Here is a 22,329-nt window from a genome sequence, read left to right on the forward strand (position 1 = left end):
GCCGCACCGGCGTCCGCATTCCACCCAACAGGCCCAAAGTGACCTAGAGTGGAACATGTCACAGCCAGCAGCAAGCTACTAAAGGGGTTCACACATGGCTCGGATTGGCGAGAGCACTGATCTGCTGAAGTGTTCTTTCTGCGGAAAGAGCCAGAAGCAGGTTCGCAAGCTCATTGCCGGGCCCGGCGTCTACATCTGCGACGAGTGCATCGAACTCTGCAACGAGATCATCGAAGAAGAACTCGCGGAAGTAGCTGACCTGGGCAGTTTCGAACTGCCCAAGCCCCGCGAGATCTTTGATTTCCTGCAGGAATATGTGATCGGACAGGAACCCGCCAAGCGCTCGCTCGCCGTCGCGGTCTACAACCATTACAAGCGGATCCAGGCCGGCCACGCGCCGAAGAGCGGCAGCCTCGCCGACGGCGTGCACCACGACGACGTCGAGATCGCCAAGTCCAACATCCTCCTGATCGGCCCCACTGGCTGCGGCAAGACGTACCTGGCTCAGACCCTGGCACGCCGCCTGAACGTCCCGTTCGCGGTGGCCGACGCCACGGCCCTGACCGAGGCCGGCTATGTCGGCGAGGACGTCGAGAACATCCTCCTCAAGCTCATTCAGGCCGCCGACTATGACGTCAAGAAGGCCGAGCAGGGCATCATCTACATCGATGAGATCGACAAGATCTCGCGCAAGAGCGAAAACCCGTCCATCACCCGGGACGTCTCGGGCGAGGGCGTGCAGCAGGCGCTCCTGAAGATTCTCGAGGGTACCGTCGCCTCGGTCCCGCCGCAGGGCGGACGCAAGCACCCGCACCAGGAGTTCATCCAGATCGACACCACCAACGTGCTGTTCATCGTGGCAGGTGCTTTCGCGGGTCTCGAGGACATTATCGGCTCACGCTCCGGACGCAAGGGCATCGGCTTCGGCGCCCCGCTGAACGAGGTCAAGAACACCACGGATTCCTACGGCGAGGTCATGCCCGAGGATCTGCTCAAGTTCGGCCTGATCCCCGAATTCATCGGCCGGCTGCCCGTCATCACGACGGTGTCGAACCTGGACCGTGCAGCGCTCATCCAGATCCTGTCGACTCCGAAGAATGCTCTCGTCAAGCAGTACCAGAAGATGTTCCAGCTCGACGGGGTGGAGCTGATCTTCGACGAAGAGGCCCTGAACCTGATCGCGGACCAGGCGCTGGAACGCGGCACGGGGGCCCGCGGGCTCCGGGCCATCATGGAGGAAGTGCTGCTTCCGGTCATGTTCGACCTCCCCAGCCGCGACGACATCGCCAGCGTCGTGATCACGGCCGATGTGGTGGCCAAGAAGTCGCAGCCCACGATGATCGCCCACGACGTCGTGGCCAAACGCCGGAATAAATCCGCTTAGTTCATCGCTACACGTCATTGGTGCGCCCTGAGTGCGCCATGCCCCGAAGACTTTCCTGAGGAGACCGCCTGTGTCTGAAACCGCTCCCAATAAGGCCGATTTCTGGTTCGACCCGATGTGCCCCTTCGCCTGGGTCACGTCGCGCTGGATCGGCGAAGTGGAAGACGTCCGCGACATCAAGACCGAGTGGCATGTGATGAGCCTCGCCGTGCTGAACCAGGGCCGCGAGGAACTGCCCGAGCAGTACAAGGAGTTCCTGGCGAAGGCGTGGGCCCCCGTCCGCGTCATCACGGCCGCCGCCGAGGAGCACGGTGCCGAGTACATCAAGCCCCTCTACGACGCCATGGGCACGAAGATCCACAACGAAGGCATCAAAGACATCGACGAGGTCATCGCCAAGTCCCTGGCCGAGGCCGGACTGCCGGCCGAACTCGCCGCGGCGGGCCAGTCGGAGGAATTCGATGCGCAGCTGCGCGCCAGCCACGAGGCCGGCATCTCGCTGGTGGGCCAGGACGTCGGCACGCCGGTAGTAGCTTTCAACGGCACCGCGTTCTTCGGCCCCGTCCTGACCCGCATCCCGCGCGGCGAAGAGGCCGGACGCCTCTGGGACGCCACCGTCACCCTGGCATCCTTCCCGTACTTCTTCGAAATCAAGCGAAGCCGGACCGAAAGCCCCGTCTTCGACTGAGCCCTCCGCCGCCACGGCAAGCCTCCGGAGGCCGGCAAGAATTACTGCGATGTAATTCTTGCCGGCCTCTTGTGCATGGCGGCGCCGAGGAGAACAATAGAGCTTACCCACTTCGAAAGAAGAGGGACGCAGGAACCAAAGATCCAGTGACACTTATCCGACGCAGCCTTCGGCAAAGTCAGATGATGGCTACCAGTGACGAGGTAGGAAGACCTGGAAATCTAAGGATCCCGCCAGATTGTCTAAGACGTCACGTGACAATCGAAAAGTCGAAGCCCCACCAACGGCTAACGCTGATGGGGCTTCCCCTTTGCCCAAAAATAGGGGCTTCCCAAAAATAAGGGCTGCCCAAAAATAAGGGCTGCCCAAAAACAGGGCCCAAAAAATTTGATTGTCGTGTACGGTGCGCATGACCCCGGAAGGGTCATACGCACCTGCGGGTGTCAGTCGCGGCGGTCGCGGCGATCTTCCCGGCGGTCGCCGCGGTCATCACGGCGGTCCTCACGTCGGTCACCGCGACGGTTGATCCCGTGGGCGACCACAACGGCCCCGCCGACGGCGGCGGCGGTCCTGCGCCTGCGTCGTGCTGCCAGTGGCATGTCAGGCTCCTTCTTTCGTTTCTTCGGAGGACTCGGCTTCGGCGTCGGCGTCGGCCTGGAAGGCGGCGATGACGGCTTGGGTCGGGATCCGGCCGCTGGCCACCAGTTGGCCGCCGGCCTTGCGGACGGCCGTGCCGAACGGGGCAGCCCACTGGTTCTCCCAGACGAGCACCGCGGCGGAGTGGCCGGGCGCGATCGTCTCGGCCAGGTCCATGACGTCCTGCTCTGAGAGCACCATGGCCAGGTCGGCCTCGGCCGTGCGCACCTCGCCGAGCTCGCTCGGGTCGAGGTCGGAGATCTCCGCCGTCTCGAGGGTGCCGTCCTCGGTCTTCCTCAGGAACACCATGTCGAGCACCCTGATGAGGTCGCGCTGGACCAGGTCCTCCAGGAACGGGGCGACCTGGCCATTGCCGAAGTTGGGACCCGGGAACTCCACGACGAGCCAGTCCACCGGCCCCAGTTCATCGAATGTGTCAGCCATGAGTATGACCTCCATTTCTCCTTGGGTAGTATGCGATCCGACGGACCGCCGCAGCTTCATTCTGTGCCCCCGGGGAGGGGCGGCGCCTCACCCGCACCGGGTGACCTCTCGCAGGGGGTCGGTATAGCCGGCGTTCGGGCGTTTGGCCGCGGAAGAAGACGCTGGTCCAGCGCCGAAGAAACAAGGCAGAGGGAACATGCCCGGCGCCCTGGCTGTTGCCTCCAAGGTAGGGGCAGCGGTCCCCGTGCCGTCATTTCCGGGCATCCGGCCCGGTTGTGTCCTGTGCCCACCTGCGAACATTGGAGCGCCATGCCCGTCACAGCCCACCTTGACTTGAAACTTAAACCGGAAGCCGTGCCCACAGCACCGGCGGTACTCCGCGAAATTCTGACTGACACACGGGCCTTTGACGGCTGCCTCGGCGTCGACGTGCTCGTCGACAGCAACGATCCGGCACATTTTCTCGTGGTCGAACAGTGGGCGTCGCTGGAACACGACGCCGCCTATCGCACCTGGCGCGCGGGCGACGGCGCGAGCGGGCTGGGAGAACTCCTGGCCGCCCCGCCGGTCCTGACCCACTTCGAGACCTCCTTCGAGGTCTGAGGAAAGCCAAACCAGGACAAACGCAGCGAGGGCCCTCCGCCCGGCCTGAGCCGGGCGGAGGGCCCTCGTCCTGGTTGGCTGGACTACGCCGCTGCCGCTACGCCTGGGCGGGCTCCTCGGGAGCTGCCAGCACGACTCCGCTGACGGCCAACTCGCCGTCGCCGGCCACGAGCGAGATGTCACGCGCATTTGCCGCGGCCTTGAGGTCGGCCAGGCCTGCCTTCAGCTGGGTGATGATCGACTCCGGTGCCGTGATGGCGGCAGAGAGCACCTCGGTGCGCTGTTTGACCTTGGCCTCGGACTTGGCCTTGCGGATGCCGCTGAGCGCGGTGCCGACCGTCCCCAGGAGGTTCGTGTCGCCGTCGATCTCGACTGCGGACGGCCACTGGGCGCGGTGCACGGAACCGGTGCGCCACCAGCTCCAGACTTCCTCCGTGGCGAACGGCAGGAACGGGGCGAAGAGCCGCAGGAGGGTGTCCAGGCTCGTCGCGAGGGCGGCCAGCACCGACGCCTGCTGCTCCTCGCCGGCGGCACCGTAGGCACGGTCCTTGATGAGCTCGACGTAGTCGTCGGTGAAGTTCCAGAAGAAGCTCTCCGTGATCTGCAGGGCCCGGGCGTAGTCGTAGCCCTCGAACGCCTTCGTGGCCTGCTGGACGACGTCGGCGAGCTGGGCCAGGACGGCGCGGTCCAGGGGGTTGCTCAGCACGGACAGGTCGCCGGAAACCACCGAGTCCTCCGTGGCGCCCAGATTCAGGACGAATTTGGAGGCGTTCAGGAGCTTAATGGCCAGGCGGCGGCCGATCTTCATCTGGGCGATCTCGTACGCCGTGTCCGCACCGAGCCGGGCGGACGCGGCCCAATAGCGCACAGCGTCGGAGCCGTATTCATCCAGCACGTCCGTGGGAACAATCACGTTGCCCTTGGACTTGGACATCTTCTTGCGGTCCGGGTCCAGGATCCAGCCGGAGATGGCTGCGTGCTTCCACGGCGCCGTGTTCTGCAGCGCGTCGGCGCGCACGGCGGAGGAGAACAGCCAGGTCCGGATGATGTCGTGACCCTGCGGGCGCACATCGAACGGGTAGACCTTGGCGAAGAGTGCCTCGTCAGTGCTCCAGCCGCCCACAATCTGGGGGGTCAGCGAGGACGTGGCCCAGGTGTCCAGGACGTCCGCGTCGCCCGTGAAGCCGCCCGGCACGTCGCGCTGGGCTTCCTCGTAACCGGGCGCGGCGTCGGCGGCCGGATCCACCGGCAGCTGCGCGTCCGCGGGCAGGATCGGGGCGTCGTAGTCGGGGTTGCCGTCGGCGTCCAGCGGGTACCAGACCGGTACCGGGACACCGAAGAAGCGCTGGCGGGACACGAGCCAGTCGCCGTTGAGCCCCGAAATCCAGTTCTCGTAGCGGGAGCGCATGAAGGACGGGTGGAACTCGATTTCGTTGCCCCGGCCGATCAGCCGTTCGCGCCGGTCCTCATCACGGCCGCCGTTGCGGATGTACCACTGGCGGGACGTCACGACCTCAAGGGGCTTGTCGCCCTTCTCGAAGAAGTTCACCGGGTGCATGATCTTCTTGGGCTCGCCGTCGAGCAGTTCCGCGGCGGCCAGGAGTTCCACCACGCCCTCCTTGGCGCTGAAGACGGTCTTGCCGGCGATTGCCGCGAAGTTGGCGCGGCCTTCCTCGGTGGTGATCCACTCCGGGGTCTCGCCGATGATACGGCCGTCGCGGCCCACGATCGCGCGGGTGGGCAGCTGCAGTTCGCGCCACCACGTGACGTCGGTGAGGTCGCCGAAGGTGCAGACCATGGCGATGCCCGAGCCCTTGTCCGCCTTCGCGAGCGGGTGGGCCTTGACCTCCACCTCGACGCCGAACAGGGGAGAGGTGACCTTCTTGCCGAACAGCGGCTGGTACCGCTCGTCGTCGGGATTCGCCACCAGCGCGGCACACGCGGCCAGCAGCTCGGGGCGGGTGGTCTCGATGAAGATCTTCTCGCCCTCGGCGGTGAAGAACGGGTAGCGGTAGTAGGCGCCCGCGACTTCGCGGTCCTCAAGTTCGGCCTGGGCCACCGCGGTGCGGAAGGTGACATCCCACAGGGTGGGCGCCTCGGCCATGTACGCGTCGCAGGCACTCAGGTTGGCCAGGAAGGCCCGCTGGGAGATCGCGCGGGACTTGTCATCGATCGTCCGGTAGGTCAAGTTCCAGTCCACGGACAGGCCCAGGGTCTGGAACAGGTGCTCGAAGACCTTCTCGTCCTCGACCGCGAGCTCCTCGCACAGCTCGATGAAGTTCCTGCGGGAGATGACGTCGAAGTCGCGCTGGTTCTTGGCGGGCTCGGCCGGGGGACGGTAGCCGGCGTCGTAGGAGATCGCCGGATCGCAGCGCACGCCGTAATAGTTCTGCACGCGGCGCTCGGTGGGCAGGCCGTTGTCGTCCCAGCCCATGGGGTAGAAGACATTCTTGCCGGTCATGCGCTGGTAGCGGGCCAGGACGTCGGTCTGCGTGTAGGAGAACATGTGTCCTACGTGGAGGGAACCCGACGCCGTCGGCGGGGGAGTGTCGATCGAGTAGACCTGCTCCCGGGTGGTGTCCGGGTTGAACTTGTAGGTCCCTTCGTCAAGCCAGCGCCGGGTCAGGGCGCCTTCCAGCCCCTCCAGGGCGGGCTTGTCCGGAACGTTGATGGGGGTGGTGGTGGGCGTGTCTGTACCCTGATTGTCTTCAGCCATGGGTCAATTCTTCCACGGCCCGCAGCGCCGACCTGCAGTAGCATGCGCAAATGGACAATTCTCCGGAAAGCGGTGCCGGAAACTTCGTGATCAAGCGCGTCTATGACGCCCCCGCTGACGACGACGGCTGCCGGGTTTTGGTGGACCGGCTCTGGCCGCGGGGCGTCAGCAAGGAACGGGCCCGGTTGGACCTCTGGCTCAAGGACGTGGCGCCCTCCCCGCCGCTGCGCACGGAATTCGGGCATATGCAGGAACGGTTTGCGGCGTTCCGGGCGGCCTACGAGGCCGAGCTCGAAACCAACCCGGCCGTGCAGACGCTGTACGCCCTGGCGGCGGAACACGGGAAAGTGACACTCCTGTTCGGGGCGCGGGACCCGGAGACCAACCACGCCCGGGTGCTCAAGGAGTTCCTGCAGTACGGCGGCCACAGCGGGAACTGAGCCCGGCATTGCCGTTAGGGTGGTGCCATGACTGAGGGAATCGACAACAACGCAAAAGTAGCCCCGGCAGCAGCGGCCAAGGCAGCCGTGGTCACCGGCGCCAGCACCGGGATCGGCGAAGCCACCGTGCGGGCGCTCCGCAAGGAAGGCTGGACCGTGTACGCGGTCGCCCGCCGCGCGGACCGGCTCGAAGCGCTCGCTGCCGAGACCGGCGCTGTCGCGCTTCCGGCCGACGTGACCGACGACGCCGACGTCGCCCGGCTCCTCGACGAGGTGACCCGGGCCGGCGGCATCGACACCCTGGTCAACATCGCGGGCGGGGCCCGCGGCGCCGACAAAGTCGCCGACGCGAAGACCGGGGACTGGGAATGGATGTACCAGGTCAACGTGCTGGGCAGCATGAAGCTGATCCGTGCGTTCCTGCCCATGCTGCGGGCCTGCGGCGAAGGCACCGTGCTGAACCTGACCTCGACCGCCGGATACGCGGCCTACGAGGGCGGCGGCGGCTACAACGCGGCCAAGTTCGCCCAGCACGCCCTGACCGGCGCCCTGCGGCTCGAAGAGGCCGAGCACAACGTTCGCGTGATCGAGGTGGCCCCCGGCATGGTCTACACCGAAGAGTTCGCACTGAACCGCCTCGGCGACCAGGACGCGGCCGCCAAGGTCTACGCCGGGGTCGAGAAGCCGCTCTCCGCCGAAGACGTTGCGGACGTGGTCCGCTACGCCGTCTCCGTCCCGCACCACGTCAACCTGGACGAGATCGTGATCCGCCCGGTAGCCCAGGCCTCCAACTTCAAGGTGATCCGCAAGGCCTGAGAAGGACACCGGGCTGCGGGGCGCCTGCGCTGCCCGGGCAGCGGCGGTGCTGCGGTCAGCCGCCGGCGGGGACTCTCAGTGTGGCCAGTACTGCTGCATGGTCCGAGCCGACCACGGGCAGCACGGAATAGCCGTAACTGCGCACCTGCGGGCTGGTCACGACGTGGTCGATCACCACGCCCGGCAGGGGCGGTCCGGCCTGCGGCCAGGTCGGAACCAGACGGGCCAGGGCCGCGGCCCCGGCGTCGACGAGGGGGCCGGCGGGGCCGGCCCCGCCTTCGCCGCCCGCCAGCATCCGGCGGAACTCGGCGTGGTCCAGGGTGGCATTGAAGTCGCCGAGCAGCAGCACGTTGCCCGGACGGACCGCGACGCGCCCCAGAGCCGCGAGTTCGCTCCGCCACTGCCCGGCCCGGCCCCACACCGGAGCCTTGGTGTGCACATTGGTCACGTCGAGGGAGACCGGCCGTCCGTTGGGGTCCCCGGCCGGAGCCGGGCCAAGGTCCATCCGCACGGTGGGCATATGGAAAGCGGAACCGTCCACGGAGTCCAACGGAGCGATCGGGCGGGAGGAGTACACGCCGCCTCCTCCCGCGCCCTCGACCGCCCGGCTGATCCGGTGCGGAAGCAGCGTGCCCAGCCCCTCGGCATCCAGCCGTCTTTCCAGGGCGGGCGAGAGTTCCTGGACGGCAAGCAGCTCGACGCCGTTCTCGCGCACCAGCCGCACCACCTCCGCGGCGTCCGCCTGGCCCTTCCACGCATTGAATGTCATGACCTTCAGTTCGGTGGCGGGCGGCTGTCCCGTGCCCGCTTCCTGCCCTGCGCCCTGCTGCCCGCCTTGCAGTGGATCAGCCTGCGCAGCCAGGAGCCGGTCCGCTAACCGGTCCGGCGGGAACAGCCAGAGCAGCTGGAGGGCCAGCAGGGCACCGGCGGGCAGGACCGTCCACGGACGGCGTCCCGGCAGCGCCAGCAGGAAGGCGGCCCCGGCCGGAAGCGCGAACCAGGGCGTGAAGGCCACGAGCTGCACCACCGGCGACGGCCACGGCGCCGGGACCGCCCGAAAAAGGGACACCACGGCCACGGGCGCGGCGCACAGGGCCGAGGACACCTGCCAGCGGCGGCTCGCGCGGCGGCTCATCATGGGTCGGCCCGAGGCGGCCGGGGGTCGGTCATGGCAAGAGTCTAAGCAGTCCGGCCGTTCGCGTCGCCCCTGAGGGCACGTTTGCCGGGCGGTGTCACTGCCGGTCACTGCCGGTCGCTCCATTTGGGGCCGTGATTTGCAGTAACATCGACGTAGCAGCTTTGACCCGGCCATCACCGGTGAGCTTCCGGAAGAACACCCCCGCGTGCGGTGGCGACGTAGTCGCGGCAGCGCGTGCAGGGCCAGTAGAACCGGACGGGTAAGCCCGTCACAGCAGTAATGAGCGGCCGACGCCGGCGCAGCCCCTTTCCCGAAAGGGTGCGGGCCCGGTGGCGGTAAGTGAGGTGGTACCGCGGTGCCGGTGTTGTCGAAAGACAGTGCAGGAGCCGTCCTCGCATCCTGAATGAATACATGTGTTCGCCGCTCAACCCAGGATGTCGAGATGACCCATTACCCCAAGGCCTCAGCCGCACCCGCCGGTTCCACCACCTCCGCTTCCAACGCCTCAGGCGTGTCCGCCTCTGTGAAGTTCCCGGAGATCGAAGAGCGCATCCTCAAGTACTGGGACCAGGACGGCACCTTCCAGGCCAGCATCGACCAGCGCGACGCCGGCCAAGACGGCAGCAACGAATTCGTCTTCTACGACGGCCCGCCCTTCGCCAACGGCCTGCCGCACTACGGCCACCTGCTGACCGGCTACGCCAAGGACCTCGTAGGCCGCTACCAGACCCAGCGCGGCCGCCGCGTGGAACGCCGCTTCGGCTGGGACACGCACGGCCTGCCCGCCGAGCTGGAAGCCATGAAGCAGCTGGGCATGACGGACAAGACCCAGATCGAGGCCATGGGCATCGACAAGTTCAACGACGCCTGCCGTGCCTCCGTCATGAAGTACGCCGACGAGTGGAAGAGCTACGTCACCCGCCAGGCGCGCTGGGTGGACTTCGAGAACGACTACAAGACGCTCAACGTCGAATACATGGAGTCCGTGCTCTGGGCCTTCAAGCAGCTGCATGAGAAGGGCCTGACCTACAACGGCTACCGCGTCCTGCCGTACTGCTGGAAAGACGAGACGCCCCTGTCCAACCATGAACTGCGCATGGACGACGACGTCTACAAGAACCGTCAGGACCAGACCGTCACCGTCACCTTCCCCATCACGGCAGGGGAGTCGGAGCTGTCCAGGCAGCTCGCCGGGGTGCAGGCGCTCGCCTGGACCACCACCCCCTGGACGCTGCCCACCAACCTGGCGCTCGCCGTCGGGCCGGCCATCAGTTATGTGGTGCTGCCGGCCGGCCCGCACGGGATCAAGGCCGCCGCGGCCGAAGCCCCCGTGACGGGCAGCTTCCTGCTCGCCGGGGACCTGCTGGGCGCCTACGCCAAGGACCTCGGCTACGGCGACGGCGCCGAGGGCGTGGCTGCCGCCGAGGCCGCCGTCACCTCCCGCCACACCGGCGCCGAGCTCGAAGGGCTGACGTACGCGCCGCTCTGGGACTACTTCCACGATGCCGAGAAGTACGGCACCGAGAACGCCTGGCGCTTCCTCGTGGCCGACTACGTCACCACCACCGACGGCACCGGCATCGTCCACCAGGCTCCCGCCTATGGTGAAGACGACCAGAAGGTCTGTGAAGAGGCCGGCATCCCCGTCGTCCTGTCGGTCGACGAGGGCGCCAGGTTCCTGCCGCTCTTCGGCCACGGCGACCTCGCCGAAATCGCCGGGCTGCAGGTGTTCGAGGCCAACAAGCCCATCACCCAGGTGCTCCGCGCCCAGGGCCGCCTGGTCCGCCAGGCCAGCTACGAGCACAGCTACCCGCACTGCTGGCGCTGCCGCAACCCGCTGATCTACCGCGCCGTGTCCTCCTGGTACGTCGAGGTCACCAAGTTCAAGGACCGCATGTCCGAGCTCAACCAGGAGATCAACTGGATCCCGGGCAACGTCAAGGACGGCCAGTTCGGCAAGTGGCTCGCCAACGCCCGCGACTGGTCCATCAGCCGCAACCGCTACTGGGGCAGCCCCATCCCGGTGTGGCAGTCCACCGACCCGGACTACCCGCGCACCGACGTCTACGGCTCGCTCGCAGAGATCGAGGCCGACTTCGGCCGCCTGCCGCTGAACAATGACGGCCAGGTGGACCTGCACCGGCCGTTCATCGACGACCTCACGCGCCCGAACCCGGACGACCCCCGCACCCCGGAGGAAGGCCAGTCCGTCATGCGCCGTGTCGAGGACGTCCTGGACGTCTGGTTCGACTCCGGCTCCATGCCCTACGGCCAGGTCCACTACCCGTTCCAGAACGAGGAATGGTTCGACACCCACAACCCGGCGGACTTCATCGTCGAGTACATCGGCCAGACCCGCGGCTGGTTTTACATGCTCCACATCCTCTCGACCGCGCTGTTCGACCGGCCGGCCTTCCGCAACGTCATCAGCCACGGCATCGTCCTGGGTTCCGACGGGCAGAAGATGTCCAAGAGCCTGCGCAACTACCCGGACGTCTCCGAGGTCCTGGACCGCGACGGCTCCGACGCCATGCGCTGGTTCCTGATGTCCAGCCCGATCCTGCGCGGCGGCAACCTTGTGGTCACCGAGCAGGGCATCCGCGACGGCGTCCGCCAGGTCATCCTGCCGCTGTGGAACGTGTACAGCTTCTTCACGCTGTACACGAACGCCTCTGCCGGCGGCTCAGGCTACGACGCCAAACTCCGCTACGACGGCTACGCCGACACCCTGGACCAGTACCTGATGGCCAACACCGGGGACCTCGTCCGGAACATGACCGCCCAGCTGGACAACTACGACATCTCCGGCGCCTGCGACGAACTGCGCGGCTACCTGGACATGCTCACCAACTGGTACGTCCGCCGCAGCCGCCAGCGCTTCTTCGACGAGAACGTCGACGCCTTCGACGCGCTCTACACGGCGCTGGAAACGGTCTGCCGGGTCGCGGCCTCGCTCCTGCCGCTGGTCACCGAGGAAATCTGGCGCGGCCTCACCGGCGGCCGCTCCGTGCACCTGGCCGACTGGCCGGACGCCGACCTGTTCCCGGCCGACGCCGACCTCGTCGAGGCGATGGACCGGGTCCAGCAGATCTGCTCCACCGGCTCCTCGCTGCGCAAGGCCGCGAACCTCCGCGTGCGGCTGCCGCTGCAGGAACTCACCGTCGTGGCACCCGGCGCGGACGCGCTGCAAGGCTTCGCCGCCGTCGTCGCCGATGAACTGAACCTGCGCTCGGTCCGCTTGCTCGACGCCGAGAACGCCTCCCCGGAGGAGTTCGGCATCGAGCAGAAGCTCGTGGTGAACGCCCGCGCCGCGGGCCCGCGCCTGGGCAAGAACGTCCAGCAGGCCATCAAGGGCTCCAAGTCCGGCGACTGGTCGGTCAGCGACGAAGGTGTGGTCACCGCCGGCGGGCTCGAGCTCGAGCCGCAGGAATACACCCTGGAAACCGTCGTGGCCGAGGCCGCCGAAGGCGAGGGATCCCGCGCAGCGGCCGTGCTGCCCGGCGGAGGTTTCGTGGTTCTCAACACCGAAGTCACCCCCGAACTGGAAGCCGAAGGTGCGGCCCGCGACATGGTCCGCGCCATCCAGCAGGCCCGCAAGGACGCCGGACTCAACGTCAGCGACCGCATCCACACCACCGTCACCGCCAAGCAGGACATCATCGATGCCCTCCTGGCCAACGCGGCGCTCGTCACCACCGAAACCCTGACGGTCCGGCTGGACACCGTCCCGGCCGACGTCAAAGAACCGCAGGTCAGTGTTGCCAGGACCGCTGCAGAAGTAGGGGCCTAAGCCATGACCGACGAATTCTCCGTAGAAAGCGTGTACGCCGAGCTCCTGGGCCGGGCGCCCGAAAACAAGATGGAGCCGCGGCTCGCCCCGCTGTTCCGTGCCATGGAGATCCTGGGGGAGCCGAACAAGGCCTTCCCGATCATCCACGTCACGGGCACCAACGGCAAGACCTCCACGGCCCGGATGATCGAAGCCGGCCTGCGGGCCCACGGCCTGAGCACCGGCCGCTACACGAGCCCGCACCTGTCCAAGGTCACCGAACGGATCAGCATCGACGGCGCCCCGGTGCCGGATGAGACCTTCGTCCGGATCTGGGACGAGATCCGCCCCTACCTGCAGATCGTGGACAGCGAACTCGAGGCCGAGGGCCAGCCCCGGCTGACGTACTTCGAGTGCCTGACCATCCTGGGCTTCGCGGTCTTCGCGGACCAGCCGGTCAACGTCGCCGTGATCGAGGTGGGTCTGGGCGGCATCACCGACGCCACGAACGTCGGCGACGGCCAGGTGTCCGTAGTCACCCCGATCTCCCTGGACCACACGGAGCTGCTCGGCGACACCACCGGGGACATCGCCTACGAGAAAGCCGGCATCATCAAGCCCGGCGGCTTCCTCATCAGCGCGGCGCAGCCGGTCGACGCGGCCCAGGTCCTGCTGGAAAAGGCCAAGGAAGTCAACGTGCCGTTCCGCTTCGAAGGCGTGGAGTTCGGCGTCGAATCCCGCACTGTCGCGGTCGGCGGCCAGATGGTCACCATCCAGGGCATCGCCGGCCGTTATGAGGACCTGCTGGTGCCGCTGCACGGCGCACACCAGGCCGAGAACGCCGCCGTCGCGATCGCCGCGCTGGAAGCGTTCTTCGGCGCGGAAAAGGCGATCGACGCCGAGATCCTGCAGGAGGCCTTCGCCTCCGTCACCTCCCCGGGCCGGCTCGAGGTGGTCCGCACCGCGCCGACCATCATCGTGGACGCGGCCCACAACCCGGAAGGCATCCGGGTCTCCGCCGAGGCCATCCACGAGGCCTTCAACTTCACCAAGCTCGTGGTGGTGGTCGGCGTCCTGCGGGAAAAGGATGCCGAGGAGATCCTCCGCCAGCTCAAGGAATCCCTGGGCGGGCTCGCCACCGAATACTGCTTCACCGAGTCCAACTCGCCCCGGGCCGTCCCGGCCGAGGACCTTGCCGAGATCGCGATGGATCTGGGCTTTGGCGAGGACAACATCCATGTCGCCGCGAAGCTCGACGACGCCCTGGAATGGGCCGTGGAACGCGCCGAAGCCGACGACGAACTCGCCGGCGGCGTCCTGGTCACCGGGTCCATCACGCTGGTTGCCGATGCCCGGATCCTGCTCGGAAAGGCGGACGCTTAAGCGATGGCCAAACTCACCAAAGCCCAGCGCGAATGGCGCCCGGGCATGCCCAAAAAGCGGCGTTCAACCAAGGTCATGTTCGCCTCCACGGTCCTGCTGCTGGAAGCGTTTGTGGTGCTGTTCGGGACGCTGGCCGTCTTTGGGCTCCACCGGAACGAGTTCCCGCCGGCTCTGGTCTTCTCGGTGGGGATCGGGCTGTGCCTCGTGTTCGTCCTGACCTGCGCGGTCCTCTCGAAACCGTGGGGAGTGGCCCTGGGCTGGATCCTGCAGCTGGTGCTCATCCTGGGCGGCCTCGTGGAGCCCGCCATGTACCTCGTCGGCGCCCTCTTCGCCGTGTCCTGGTGGTACGGCATCCGCACCGGCATCCGGATTGACCGGGAGGCGGCCCAGCGGGAACGCGAACAGGCTGAATGGGAAGCGTCCCATCCCGCGGGCAGCGGGCCGGAACAGACCCCCGGCGCCGACGCCCGGAACACGTAGCCCGAACCCGTAGACTTGACCCGAACCCCACCCCAACACATTGGAGCAGCTGTGAGCATTGAGCGCACCCTCGTCCTGATCAAGCCCGACGGCGTCGCCCGCAACCTGTCCGGCGCCATCCTGAGCCGGATCGAAGCCAAGGGCTACACCCTGGCCGAGCTCAAGAAAGTCGATGCGAGCCGGGAGCTGCTGGAGCAGCACTACGAGGAACACGTCGGCAAGCCGTTCTACGAGCCGCTGGTTGAGTTCATGCTCAGCGGCCCCGTTGTCGCCGCGATCTTCGAGGGACACCGCGTGATCGAGGGCTTCCGTTCCCTCGCCGGCACCACGGACCCGACGACGGCGGCGCCCGGCACCATCCGCGGCGACTTCGGCCGCGACTGGGGCCTGGCCGTGCAGCAGAACCTGGTCCACGGTTCGGATTCGGTGGAGTCCGCCGAGCGCGAGATCAAGATCTGGTTCTAGCCCTCATTTCCGGGTTTACTCCGCACCGGGGTAACAGAAAAGGCCAATGTTCGCGAAGAACATTGGCCTTTTCTGTCAGCTCGTTTTCCCGGGGCGCGGTTCCTAATACCCGGAGGTCCCGATGAAAACCTGGATGAAGGCGAAGAAGATCGTGGCGATGACGGCGACGTAGAGCAGCGCCGTGATGATCCAGCCGGCCTCGCCCAGGACCCTGGTGGGGCCGGCGGGCAGGGCGATCACGCCGTGGGAGATGTTCCGGATGGTCACCCAGACGAACATCGGGATCATTATGGCCCAGACGATCATGCAGAACGGGCAGAGGATGTGGATGGAGTACAGGGCCTGGGACCAGAGCCAGACCACGAACACGAAGCCCAGGCTCACGCCGGTCTGAAGCCCCAGCCAGTACCAGCGGGCGAACCTGGCGCCGGCCAGGATGCCCATGGCTGTGGTGATGATCACCGCGAACGCGACGATTCCGATGAACATGTTCGGGAAGCCGAACACGGAACTCTGCGGCGTCTGCATGACCTGGCCGCAGGAGATCCATGGGTTCACGTCGCAGATCGTGACGTGGTTGGGGTTCTTCAGGACCTCGAGCTTCTCCAGCACCAGGGCGCCGGATGCGAGCCAGCCAATCACGCCGGTGATCAGCAGGAGCCAGGCGAACGGCCGGTCGCGGGTCATGGTGGGAAGGGGCCGGTCCGCGGGGGCCGGTCCGGAGCCCGGTTGGTGCGCGGTCGCGTCACCGGCAGTGCTGGAGATGCTGGGCATGGAATATGAGTCCTTTTGATCGGGTGCTTCTGGCCCCGATTGTAACGCCGCGGGCTGGATGGCGCCGGGAAACGCCCCTGTCTGTCCCGTCGCGGCCCGCAGCCGGGGCACTTCCGGCCTTGCCTACGCCAGCTTTGACGGCTCTTGTGAGACAATGATCGTGGCTGGAACCCGATCCACATCCGGATTCCGGTCCGGCGATTTTGTTTCAAGACCGCCAATGATGAGCAGGGAGCTGCGGATCCTCTGATTCCAGCTGTCCCGCAATGCCATTGGACGGCACCTGGTTGTGGCGTGTAGGTCAACGGGTTCCAAAACAATCTCGCCGGCCCTCCAGGGCTGCCGCACCCCACTGCCGGTGCGAACCTGAGGGTATCCAATTGACTTCTGTCAATGCCTGCGGGTGTTGACGCATATTTGCCCCAACGGGCGCCGAATGTGGCGGCGCATCAGGGGCAGGAGTGTCGCCACATATGGATAATGATCAGGTTGTAGCCGGTAACGAAGAACTAGTTGTTGCCGAGGAAAAGCAAGAAACAGCCGTAAATGCGGAAGCAGAGGCTCCGGTAGCGCCGAAGAGGGCCGTCCGGACCCGCCGCAAGGCACCCGTCGCGAAGGTCGACCCCGCGGCGGCCGCCGAAGCTGTGGCCGAAGCCGCGGCCCTGGCCGCAGCAACCGCCTCGGATGAGCCGCTCGCCGCCGCCGAACGGGCCGCAGCCCCCGAACCCAAGGCAAAAGCCCCCGCACGGCGCACCCGTGCCCGCAAGCCGGTTGCCGCACCGGAGCCCCTGCCGGCCTTCGCCGACGAACCCGAAGCCAACGCCGCCGCCGCGGAAGCTCCCGCCGAAACAGCACAATCAACAGAGTCCGCCGTTGCGGAAAAGCCGGTCCGGCGCCGCGCCAGCCGCGCCAAGGCCGCTCCGAAGGTCGACGAGGTCCCCGCAGTAGCTGCGGCGGAAGAAGAAACCGAAGAAGCAACCGAAGAAGCGGCCGCCGCACCCGCTGAAACACAGGCACAGGCTGCACAGCCCGTCACGGCAGACGAGCAGCCGGCTGAAAGCCCTGCCGCATCACTCTTCCTGGAACCGGGTGCCCTCACCTCCGTGATCTTCCAGGCCCCGGACCTCAGCACCGTGGTGCGTCCGGCCCCGGCGGCCGCAGCAGCGGAGCCCGAGGAAGAAGAAGGCGACGAGGACGAGGACGCCGGCAGCCGCCGTCGTCGCCGTAGCCGCGGCCGCCGCGGACGCACCCGCACCTCCGCCGAGTCCGAGATCGACGTTGAAGGCACCGAGGAAGAGGGCGAGGAGGGCCAGGAGGGGACGCTCGAGGACGGCGTGACCTCGCGCCGCCGGCGCCGCCGCCGTCGCGGTGACCAGGACCTGGAACTGACCGGCGGGGGAGACGACGATCCGCCCAACACCGTGACCCGCGTGCGCGCGCCGCGGGCCATCAGCGAAGCCCCGGTCAACAACCGCGTCACCTCGGTTAAGGGTTCCACCCGCCTCGAGGCCAAGAAGCAGCGCCGCCGCGAATCCCGCGACACCGGCCGCCGCCGCACCGTGATCACCGAAGCCGAGTTCCTGGCCCGCCGTGAATCCGTGGACCGGCAGATGATCGTCCGCCAGCGCGACGACAGAATCCAGATCGCCGTCCTGGAAGACGGCGTCCTGGCCGAGCACTTCGTCTCCAAGACCCAGCAGGACTCCCTGATCGGCAACGTCTACCTGGGCAAGGTCCAGAACGTGCTGCCCTCCATGGAAGCTGCCTTCGTGGACATCGGACGCGGCCGCAACGCCGTCCTGTACGCCGGCGAAGTGAACTGGGATGCAGTGAACCTCGAAGGCAAGCAGCGCCGGATCGAAAACGCGCTCAAGTCCGGCGACTCCGTCCTGGTCCAGGTCACCAAGGACCCGGTCGGCCACAAGGGCGCCCGGCTCACCAGCCAGATCTCGCTGCCCGGACGCTACCTGGTGTACGTGCCCGGCGGTTCCATGACCGGCATCTCCCGCAAGCTGCCCGACGTCGAACGCAACCGCCTCAAGCGGATCCTCAAGGACCGCCTGCCCGAGGACGCGGGCGTCATTGTCCGCACTGCGGCCGAAGGGGCGTCCGAGGAAGAGCTGACGCACGACATCAACCGGCTCCGCGCGCAATGGGAAGGCATCGAGAGCCAGTCGACCTCTACGAAGATCCTCGCCCCCGAGCTGCTCTACGGCGAACCCGACCTCACCATCAAGGTGGTCCGCGACGTCTTCAACGAGGACTTCTCCAAGCTGATCGTCTCCGGCGAGGAAGCTTGGGACACCATCGAGGCCTATGTGACCTACGTGGCGCCGGACCTCGTGGGCCGGCTCGAGAAGTGGACCAAGGACACGGACATCTTCGCTGCCTGGCGCATCGACGAGCAGATCCACAAGGCCCTGGACCGGAAGGTCTTCCTGCCCTCCGGCGGGTCCCTCGTGATCGACCGCACCGAGGCCATGACCGTGGTGGACGTCAACACCGGCAAGTTCACCGGCTCCGGCGGCAACCTCGAAGAAACCGTCACCAAGAACAACCTGGAAGCGGCCGAGGAAGTCGTCCGGCAGCTGCGGCTGCGCGACATCGGCGGCATCATCGTGATCGACTTCATCGACATGGTGCTCGAATCCAACCGAGACCTCGTGCTGCGCCGCATGGTGGAGTGCCTGGGCCGGGACCGCACCAAGCACCAGGTGGCGGAGGTGACCTCGCTGGGCCTCGTGCAGATGACCCGCAAGCGGATGGGCACCGGGCTGCTGGAAGTCTTCGGCGAACAGTGTGAAGCCTGCGCGGGCCGCGGCATCGTCACCCACGACGAACCCGTCGAGCACCGCCGGGCCAACACGGTCGCTGCCGAGCATTACGTCCCGCGCGCCGAGGCCCAGCCTGCCGCCCGCACCGAACGCAAGAGCCGTCGCCGCGGCCGGGGCCAGGGCCCGGAGTCCGCACCGGCCGCCGTCCACGCCGAGCCCACCGAGGCCGAGCGCCATGCCAAGGCTGAAGCCACCCGTGCCGCGCTGGCGAACATCGCCGCCGCGGCCCACGCCGCGCACCTGCACGACGGGGAAGCGGCTGCAGCCAGCGACGCCGGGGCCCGCCAGGCCGCCGTCGACGCCGTCACGAAGCTCGCCGCCACGGAAGAGGCAGCCGGCCGTCCCGCGGCTGTGCTGACGTTCGGCGGTGAGCAGGTGGCCCTGCCGTTCGTCGAGCACGCCGAGGGCACACCGGAGCCGTCCCTGACCCTGGACCTGCTGACCGAGGCCTTCGCCAACCTGGGCGAGGCTGAGGCCCAGGCCGGCAAGCAGGCGGCCGCCCAGGCCCAGCACGAGACTCAGGCCACGGCCGCATCCGAGCCGGCGCGCGTCGAGGCGCCGGCTTCACGGACAGCGGAAACCACGACGACGCGCGGCCGCCGCGGGCGCCGCAACCGGAGCGCCAGCCGCGCCCAGGGTGCAGCCAACGAGACCTCCGTGGAGCACCGCGAGGCAACACGGCCGGCCGCGGCCGGCTCGGTTCACGAGGCCAAGGCTCCCGCCGCGGCCAGGCCGGCCATCCCGGCCGGCAACGAGCCGATCATCCTCGGGGTCGGCGTGCCGGCATCGGAGCTGTAGTCCTCCACGGCTGATCCCTTCCGCCACCGGTCGGGCTGTTGTGTGGATTGCGGGTTCGGGCCGGAGCGGGCGTAACAATACGTCCGCTCCGGCCCGGGCCCGCTTCTCCGTTAACAGGCCAGCGCCGGGACAGCGGCTAGGCTTGACCACTGACACGGGGTGCCGCGCATCGGGCCGGCTGAGATCCAGACCCGTTGAACCTGTCCGGTTAGCACCGGCGAAGGGATGTCTGACTTGTCCGCAACAGTGAATCCGTCTGAATTTCTGCCCGACGCTTTTCTGCCTCCCAATTTTCTGCCCTCCGCGCCGTCTGCGCCGCTGCGCATTCCCCGGGTGCTGGCCATCGCCGGTTCGGACCCGTCCGGCGGCGCAGGGATCCAGGCGGACTTGAAGAGCATCGCGGCGAACGGCGGCTACGGCATGGCCGCCATCACGGCCCTGACGGCGCAAAACACCCAGGGCGTGCGCGCCGTCCACGTTCCTCCGGCAGAGTTCCTCACGGCGCAGCTGGACGCCATCAGCGACGACATCGGCATCGACGCCGTGAAAATCGGCATGCTGGGTGACGCCGCGGTGATCGACGCCGTCCGCACCTGGCTGGAAAAGGTGCGACCCGCCGTCGTGGTCCTGGACCCGGTAATGGTGGCCACCAGCGGCGACCGGCTCCTGAAGGAATCCGCCGAGGCGGCACTGCAGGCCCTCCTGCCCCTGGCGGACCTCATCACGCCGAATCTTGCCGAGCTGGCCATCCTGCTTAAGGAACCCGTCGCGGCAAACTGGGCGGAAGCCCTGGCGCAGGGCAAGCGCCTGGCCGCCCTCACCGGCACCACCGTCCTGGTCAAGGGCGGACACCTCCCCGGCGGGGATGGTGCCGGGGATAGTGCCGGGGACGGCTGCCCGGATGCGCTGGTCAACACCGTAGGGCTGCTGGGGCAGGAGACCGTGGTGGTGCCGGGGGAGCGGATCGCCACCCGCAACAGCCACGGCACCGGCTGCTCCCTGTCCTCGGCCATGGCCACGGTGCAGGCGCGGGTGGGGAACTGGGAAGCCGCACTGCGGGAGGTCAAGCCGTGGCTGCTGGGTGCGCTCCGCGAAGCCTCGGCCCTGGACGTCGGCACCGGCAACGGCCCGGTCCATCACTTCCATCACGTGCAGGACCGCACGAGCTCTCAGCACAGCCAGCACAGCCAGGGGCCGGCGGAGACCCCCGCGGAGGGCGAGTTCGCCGCGGCTCTGCGCGATGGCGCCGCGGCCGATCTCGACGCCATCTATGCCCTGGACTTCATCCGCGGACTCGCCGACGGCACCCTGCCCGAGCACGAGTTCGCCTACTACCTGGCCCAGGACGCCATTTACCTCAACGGCTACTCCCGGGTCCTGGCCCGCGCCGCCGCCCTCGCCCCCACCGAGGCCGAACAACTGTTCTGGGCCCGCTCGGCGCAGACCTGCCTTGAGGTCGAGTCCGAGCTCCACCGCTCCTGGCTCAGCACCCGCCCCGCGGCGGCCGGTCTGGGCCCGGTCACGAAGTCCTACGTGGACCACCTGCTGGCCGCCTCCGTCTCGGGCAGCTACGGCGTGCTCGTGGCGGCAGCCCTGCCGTGCTTCTGGCTCTACGCCGAAGTCGGGGCCACCCTGCACCGTGAATTCCTGGCCGGCGGCGCCCCCGCAGCGCACCCTTACGCCGACTGGCTGCGGACGTACGCCGATGAGGACTTTGCCGCCGCGACCCGGCAGGCGATTGCGTACACCGACGCGGCGGCCCGGCAGGCCTCCGCCGGCGAGCGGGAGGCCATGGCCTTGGCCTTCCGGCAGTCCTCACGCTACGAAGTGCACTTCTTCGACGCGCCGAGACTGCACGCCTGACCCAACCCGCCCCGCACACCCGCTAGGATGGTGGGGCACGGTTCCGGAAGTCGTTGCGGCAACACTGCGTAAAAACGTAGTGGCGCCTATCACGGACTACCCGCCGGAACCAGCCTCATTTGCGGCCGAAGGCAAAATTAGCGTATTCTAGATCTTCGGTGCTTACGCCAACACTTGGGTTATGACCCTGAGAACTATCCACTTGGAATTCCTCGTGGATTTGTTCCGGGGGTAGCTCATGGGTTCCCCCGGGGAATCCACCGGCGTTGAGGCACAGCGTGAGCCGGTCCAAACAATTTGGCCCCAGGTTCCGCACGCAAATCTAGTAATAAACGTCGAGAGAAGTGAGTTCCCCAGTGGTGTACGCGATTGTCCGCGCAGGCGGCCGCCAAGAGAAGGTTTCCGTTGGAGACTTCGTTACCCTGAACCGCGTCCCCGGTGGAGCCGGCAGCACCTTTGAGTTGCCCGCACTGCTCCTGGTGGACGGTGACAAGGTCACGTCTGCTGCTGCGGACCTGGCCAAGGTAACGGTTACGGCTGAGATCCTCGAAGACCTTCGTGGTCCGAAGATCGTCATCCAGAAGTTCAAGAACAAGACCGGTTACAAGAAGCGCCAGGGCCACCGTCAGGAATTGACCAAGGTCAAGATCACCGGTATCAAGTAACTCTTCGTTACTGTTCAGGTTCCAGCAGATTCCCCAGAATTTTTGAAGGCAGGCATTTCAAATGGCACATAAAAAAGGCGCGAGTTCCACTCGCAACGGTCGTGACTCCAACGCCCAGTACCTCGGCGTGAAGCGCTTCGGTGGCCAGGTGGTTTCCGCAGGCGAAATCATCGTCCGCCAGCGCGGAACCCACTTCCACCCGGGCGCCGGCGTCGGCCGCGGCGGGGACGACACCCTGTTCGCCCTGACCCCCGGTGCTGTCGAGTTCGGCACCCGCCGTGGTCGTCGCGTTGTGAACATCGTGGCTGCTGCAGCTGCAGAGTAACAACAAGTTCTAAATCGGTGGGGCGGGCCATTAGGTCCGCTCCACCGGTGTTTTAACCGCATTACAATCAACTTGGGCCTTTTTGAGGTCCGGGGAACAGCACTGAGG

Annotated in this window: 18 protein-coding genes and 1 riboswitch; of the genes, 13 read left to right on the forward strand and 5 right to left on the reverse strand. The window is 67.2% G+C overall.

Annotated elements, in window-relative coordinates:
• Window positions 1-94: 94 nt before the first annotated feature.
• Window positions 95-1,384 carry an ATP-dependent Clp protease ATP-binding subunit ClpX gene (clpX, locus tag ACVWYS_RS06820; protein WP_091253704.1) on the forward strand — a complete coding sequence of 430 codons (1,290 nt, stop codon included), beginning with the start codon at window positions 95-97 and terminating at the stop codon, window positions 1,382-1,384.
• A 70-nt stretch (window positions 1,385-1,454) separates the two neighbouring features.
• Window positions 1,455-2,072, forward strand: coding sequence for a mycothiol-dependent nitroreductase Rv2466c family protein (locus ACVWYS_RS06825; RefSeq protein ID WP_456509514.1), 618 nt, complete (start codon window positions 1,455-1,457; stop codon window positions 2,070-2,072).
• Window positions 2,073-2,515: 443 nt separating this feature from the next.
• On the opposite strand, the gene ACVWYS_RS06830 is transcribed toward ACVWYS_RS06825, so the two are convergent.
• Both ACVWYS_RS06830 and ACVWYS_RS06835 read right to left on the reverse strand, forming a co-directional pair.
• Window positions 2,516-2,671: a hypothetical protein gene (locus tag ACVWYS_RS06830; protein ID WP_167467810.1), complete on the reverse strand. Its 156-nt coding sequence runs from the start codon at window positions 2,669-2,671 to the stop codon at window positions 2,516-2,518.
• Between the two features lies 1 nt (window position 2,672).
• Window positions 2,673-3,152, reverse strand: coding sequence for a DUF6325 family protein (locus ACVWYS_RS06835; protein ID WP_344366243.1), 480 nt, complete (start codon window positions 3,150-3,152; stop codon window positions 2,673-2,675).
• Window positions 3,153-3,461: 309 nt separating this feature from the next.
• Between ACVWYS_RS06835 and ACVWYS_RS06840 the strand changes: the two genes are divergently transcribed.
• A complete protein-coding gene (locus ACVWYS_RS06840) occupies window positions 3,462-3,755 on the forward strand; it encodes a putative quinol monooxygenase (RefSeq protein WP_116768438.1) in 294 nt (97 codons plus the stop codon).
• 97 nt (window positions 3,756-3,852) lie between these two features.
• Here ACVWYS_RS06840 and valS read toward each other — a convergent pair whose 3' ends face one another.
• Window positions 3,853-6,471, reverse strand: coding sequence for a valine--tRNA ligase (gene valS / locus ACVWYS_RS06845; protein WP_456509515.1), 2,619 nt, complete (start codon window positions 6,469-6,471; stop codon window positions 3,853-3,855).
• A gap of 50 nt (window positions 6,472-6,521) precedes the next feature.
• On the opposite strand from valS, the gene ACVWYS_RS06850 reads away from it, so the two are divergent.
• A complete protein-coding gene (locus ACVWYS_RS06850) occupies window positions 6,522-6,911 on the forward strand; it encodes a DUF488 domain-containing protein (RefSeq protein ID WP_456509516.1) in 390 nt (129 codons plus the stop codon).
• A gap of 27 nt (window positions 6,912-6,938) precedes the next feature.
• Window positions 6,939-7,727 (forward strand): SDR family oxidoreductase, encoded by a 789-nt coding sequence (locus ACVWYS_RS06855; RefSeq protein WP_456509517.1) that lies wholly within the window; start codon window positions 6,939-6,941, stop codon window positions 7,725-7,727.
• A gap of 55 nt (window positions 7,728-7,782) precedes the next feature.
• Here the strand turns inward: ACVWYS_RS06855 and ACVWYS_RS06860 are convergent, their stop codons facing one another.
• The gene (locus ACVWYS_RS06860) at window positions 7,783-8,865 is read right to left on the reverse strand and encodes an endonuclease/exonuclease/phosphatase family protein (RefSeq protein ID WP_344366230.1); all 1,083 of its coding nucleotides are present in this window, start codon (window positions 8,863-8,865) and stop codon (window positions 7,783-7,785) included.
• 442 nt (window positions 8,866-9,307) lie between these two features.
• Between ACVWYS_RS06860 and ileS the strand changes: the two genes are divergently transcribed.
• The 4 genes from ileS to ndk are packed head-to-tail and all read left to right on the forward strand — an operon-like array spanning window position 9,308 to window position 14,962.
• Entirely contained in the window at window positions 9,308-12,655 is a 3,348-nt protein-coding gene (gene ileS / locus ACVWYS_RS06865; RefSeq protein ID WP_456509518.1) for an isoleucine--tRNA ligase, read from the forward strand.
• A 3-nt stretch (window positions 12,656-12,658) separates the two neighbouring features.
• Window positions 12,659-14,017: a bifunctional folylpolyglutamate synthase/dihydrofolate synthase gene (locus ACVWYS_RS06870; RefSeq protein WP_456508769.1), complete on the forward strand. Its 1,359-nt coding sequence runs from the start codon at window positions 12,659-12,661 to the stop codon at window positions 14,015-14,017.
• Window positions 14,018-14,020: 3 nt separating this feature from the next.
• The gene (locus tag ACVWYS_RS06875) at window positions 14,021-14,497 is read left to right on the forward strand and encodes a DUF4233 domain-containing protein (protein ID WP_456508770.1); all 477 of its coding nucleotides are present in this window, start codon (window positions 14,021-14,023) and stop codon (window positions 14,495-14,497) included.
• Window positions 14,498-14,548: 51 nt separating this feature from the next.
• Complete coding sequence (gene ndk / locus ACVWYS_RS06880; RefSeq protein ID WP_091253679.1) at window positions 14,549-14,962, forward strand: nucleoside-diphosphate kinase; 414 nt, start codon at window positions 14,549-14,551, stop codon at window positions 14,960-14,962.
• Window positions 14,963-15,064: 102 nt separating this feature from the next.
• On the opposite strand, the gene ACVWYS_RS06885 is transcribed toward ndk, so the two are convergent.
• Window positions 15,065-15,736 carry a vitamin K epoxide reductase family protein gene (locus ACVWYS_RS06885; RefSeq protein ID WP_116768431.1) on the reverse strand — a complete coding sequence of 224 codons (672 nt, stop codon included), beginning with the start codon at window positions 15,734-15,736 and terminating at the stop codon, window positions 15,065-15,067.
• Window positions 15,737-16,209: 473 nt separating this feature from the next.
• On the opposite strand from ACVWYS_RS06885, the gene ACVWYS_RS06890 reads away from it, so the two are divergent.
• The 4 genes from ACVWYS_RS06890 (at window position 16,210) to rpmA (ending at window position 22,221) form a co-directional block, all read left to right on the forward strand.
• Window positions 16,210-19,368 carry an Rne/Rng family ribonuclease gene (locus tag ACVWYS_RS06890; RefSeq protein WP_456509519.1) on the forward strand — a complete coding sequence of 1,053 codons (3,159 nt, stop codon included), beginning with the start codon at window positions 16,210-16,212 and terminating at the stop codon, window positions 19,366-19,368.
• Window positions 19,369-19,513: 145 nt separating this feature from the next.
• Window positions 19,514-19,611: riboswitch (TPP riboswitch) on the forward strand.
• The gene (locus ACVWYS_RS06895) at window positions 19,594-21,231 is read left to right on the forward strand and encodes a bifunctional hydroxymethylpyrimidine kinase/phosphomethylpyrimidine kinase (RefSeq protein ID WP_456509520.1); all 1,638 of its coding nucleotides are present in this window, start codon (window positions 19,594-19,596) and stop codon (window positions 21,229-21,231) included. It overlaps the preceding riboswitch by 18 nt.
• Window positions 21,232-21,587: 356 nt before the next feature.
• Window positions 21,588-21,896 (forward strand): 50S ribosomal protein L21, encoded by a 309-nt coding sequence (rplU, locus tag ACVWYS_RS06900; RefSeq protein WP_018773353.1) that lies wholly within the window; start codon window positions 21,588-21,590, stop codon window positions 21,894-21,896.
• Between the two features lie 61 nt (window positions 21,897-21,957).
• On the forward strand, window positions 21,958-22,221 hold the full coding sequence (gene rpmA / locus ACVWYS_RS06905; RefSeq protein ID WP_009372867.1) for a 50S ribosomal protein L27: 264 nt from the start codon (window positions 21,958-21,960) through the stop codon (window positions 22,219-22,221).
• The last annotated feature ends 108 nt before the right edge of the window (window positions 22,222-22,329 follow it).

The organism is Arthrobacter sp. TE12231 (assembly GCF_054062895.1).

Bases quoted from the DNA above. Each gene is read 5' to 3' on its own strand.
- ACVWYS_RS06860 (WP_344366230.1), bottom strand. From the start codon at position 8,865: ATGATGAGCCGCCGCGCGAGCCGCCGCTGGCAGGTGTCCTCGGCCCTG.
- clpX (WP_091253704.1), top strand. From the start codon at position 95: ATGGCTCGGATTGGCGAGAGCACTGATCTGCTGAAGTGTTCTTTCTGC.
- ACVWYS_RS06840 (WP_116768438.1), top strand. From the start codon at position 3,462: ATGCCCGTCACAGCCCACCTTGACTTGAAACTTAAACCGGAAGCCGTG.
- ACVWYS_RS06890 (WP_456509519.1), top strand. From the start codon at position 16,210: ATGGATAATGATCAGGTTGTAGCCGGTAACGAAGAACTAGTTGTTGCC.
- ACVWYS_RS06870 (WP_456508769.1), top strand. From the start codon at position 12,659: ATGACCGACGAATTCTCCGTAGAAAGCGTGTACGCCGAGCTCCTGGGC.
- ACVWYS_RS06855 (WP_456509517.1), top strand. From the start codon at position 6,939: ATGACTGAGGGAATCGACAACAACGCAAAAGTAGCCCCGGCAGCAGCG.
- rpmA (WP_009372867.1), top strand. From the start codon at position 21,958: ATGGCACATAAAAAAGGCGCGAGTTCCACTCGCAACGGTCGTGACTCC.
- ACVWYS_RS06875 (WP_456508770.1), top strand. From the start codon at position 14,021: ATGGCCAAACTCACCAAAGCCCAGCGCGAATGGCGCCCGGGCATGCCC.
- ACVWYS_RS06835 (WP_344366243.1), bottom strand. From the start codon at position 3,152: ATGGCTGACACATTCGATGAACTGGGGCCGGTGGACTGGCTCGTCGTG.
- valS (WP_456509515.1), bottom strand. From the start codon at position 6,471: ATGGCTGAAGACAATCAGGGTACAGACACGCCCACCACCACCCCCATC.
- ileS (WP_456509518.1), top strand. From the start codon at position 9,308: ATGACCCATTACCCCAAGGCCTCAGCCGCACCCGCCGGTTCCACCACC.
- ACVWYS_RS06885 (WP_116768431.1), bottom strand. From the start codon at position 15,736: ATGCCCAGCATCTCCAGCACTGCCGGTGACGCGACCGCGCACCAACCG.
- ACVWYS_RS06895 (WP_456509520.1), top strand. From the start codon at position 19,594: ATGTCTGACTTGTCCGCAACAGTGAATCCGTCTGAATTTCTGCCCGAC.
- ACVWYS_RS06850 (WP_456509516.1), top strand. From the start codon at position 6,522: ATGGACAATTCTCCGGAAAGCGGTGCCGGAAACTTCGTGATCAAGCGC.
- ACVWYS_RS06830 (WP_167467810.1), bottom strand. From the start codon at position 2,671: ATGCCACTGGCAGCACGACGCAGGCGCAGGACCGCCGCCGCCGTCGGC.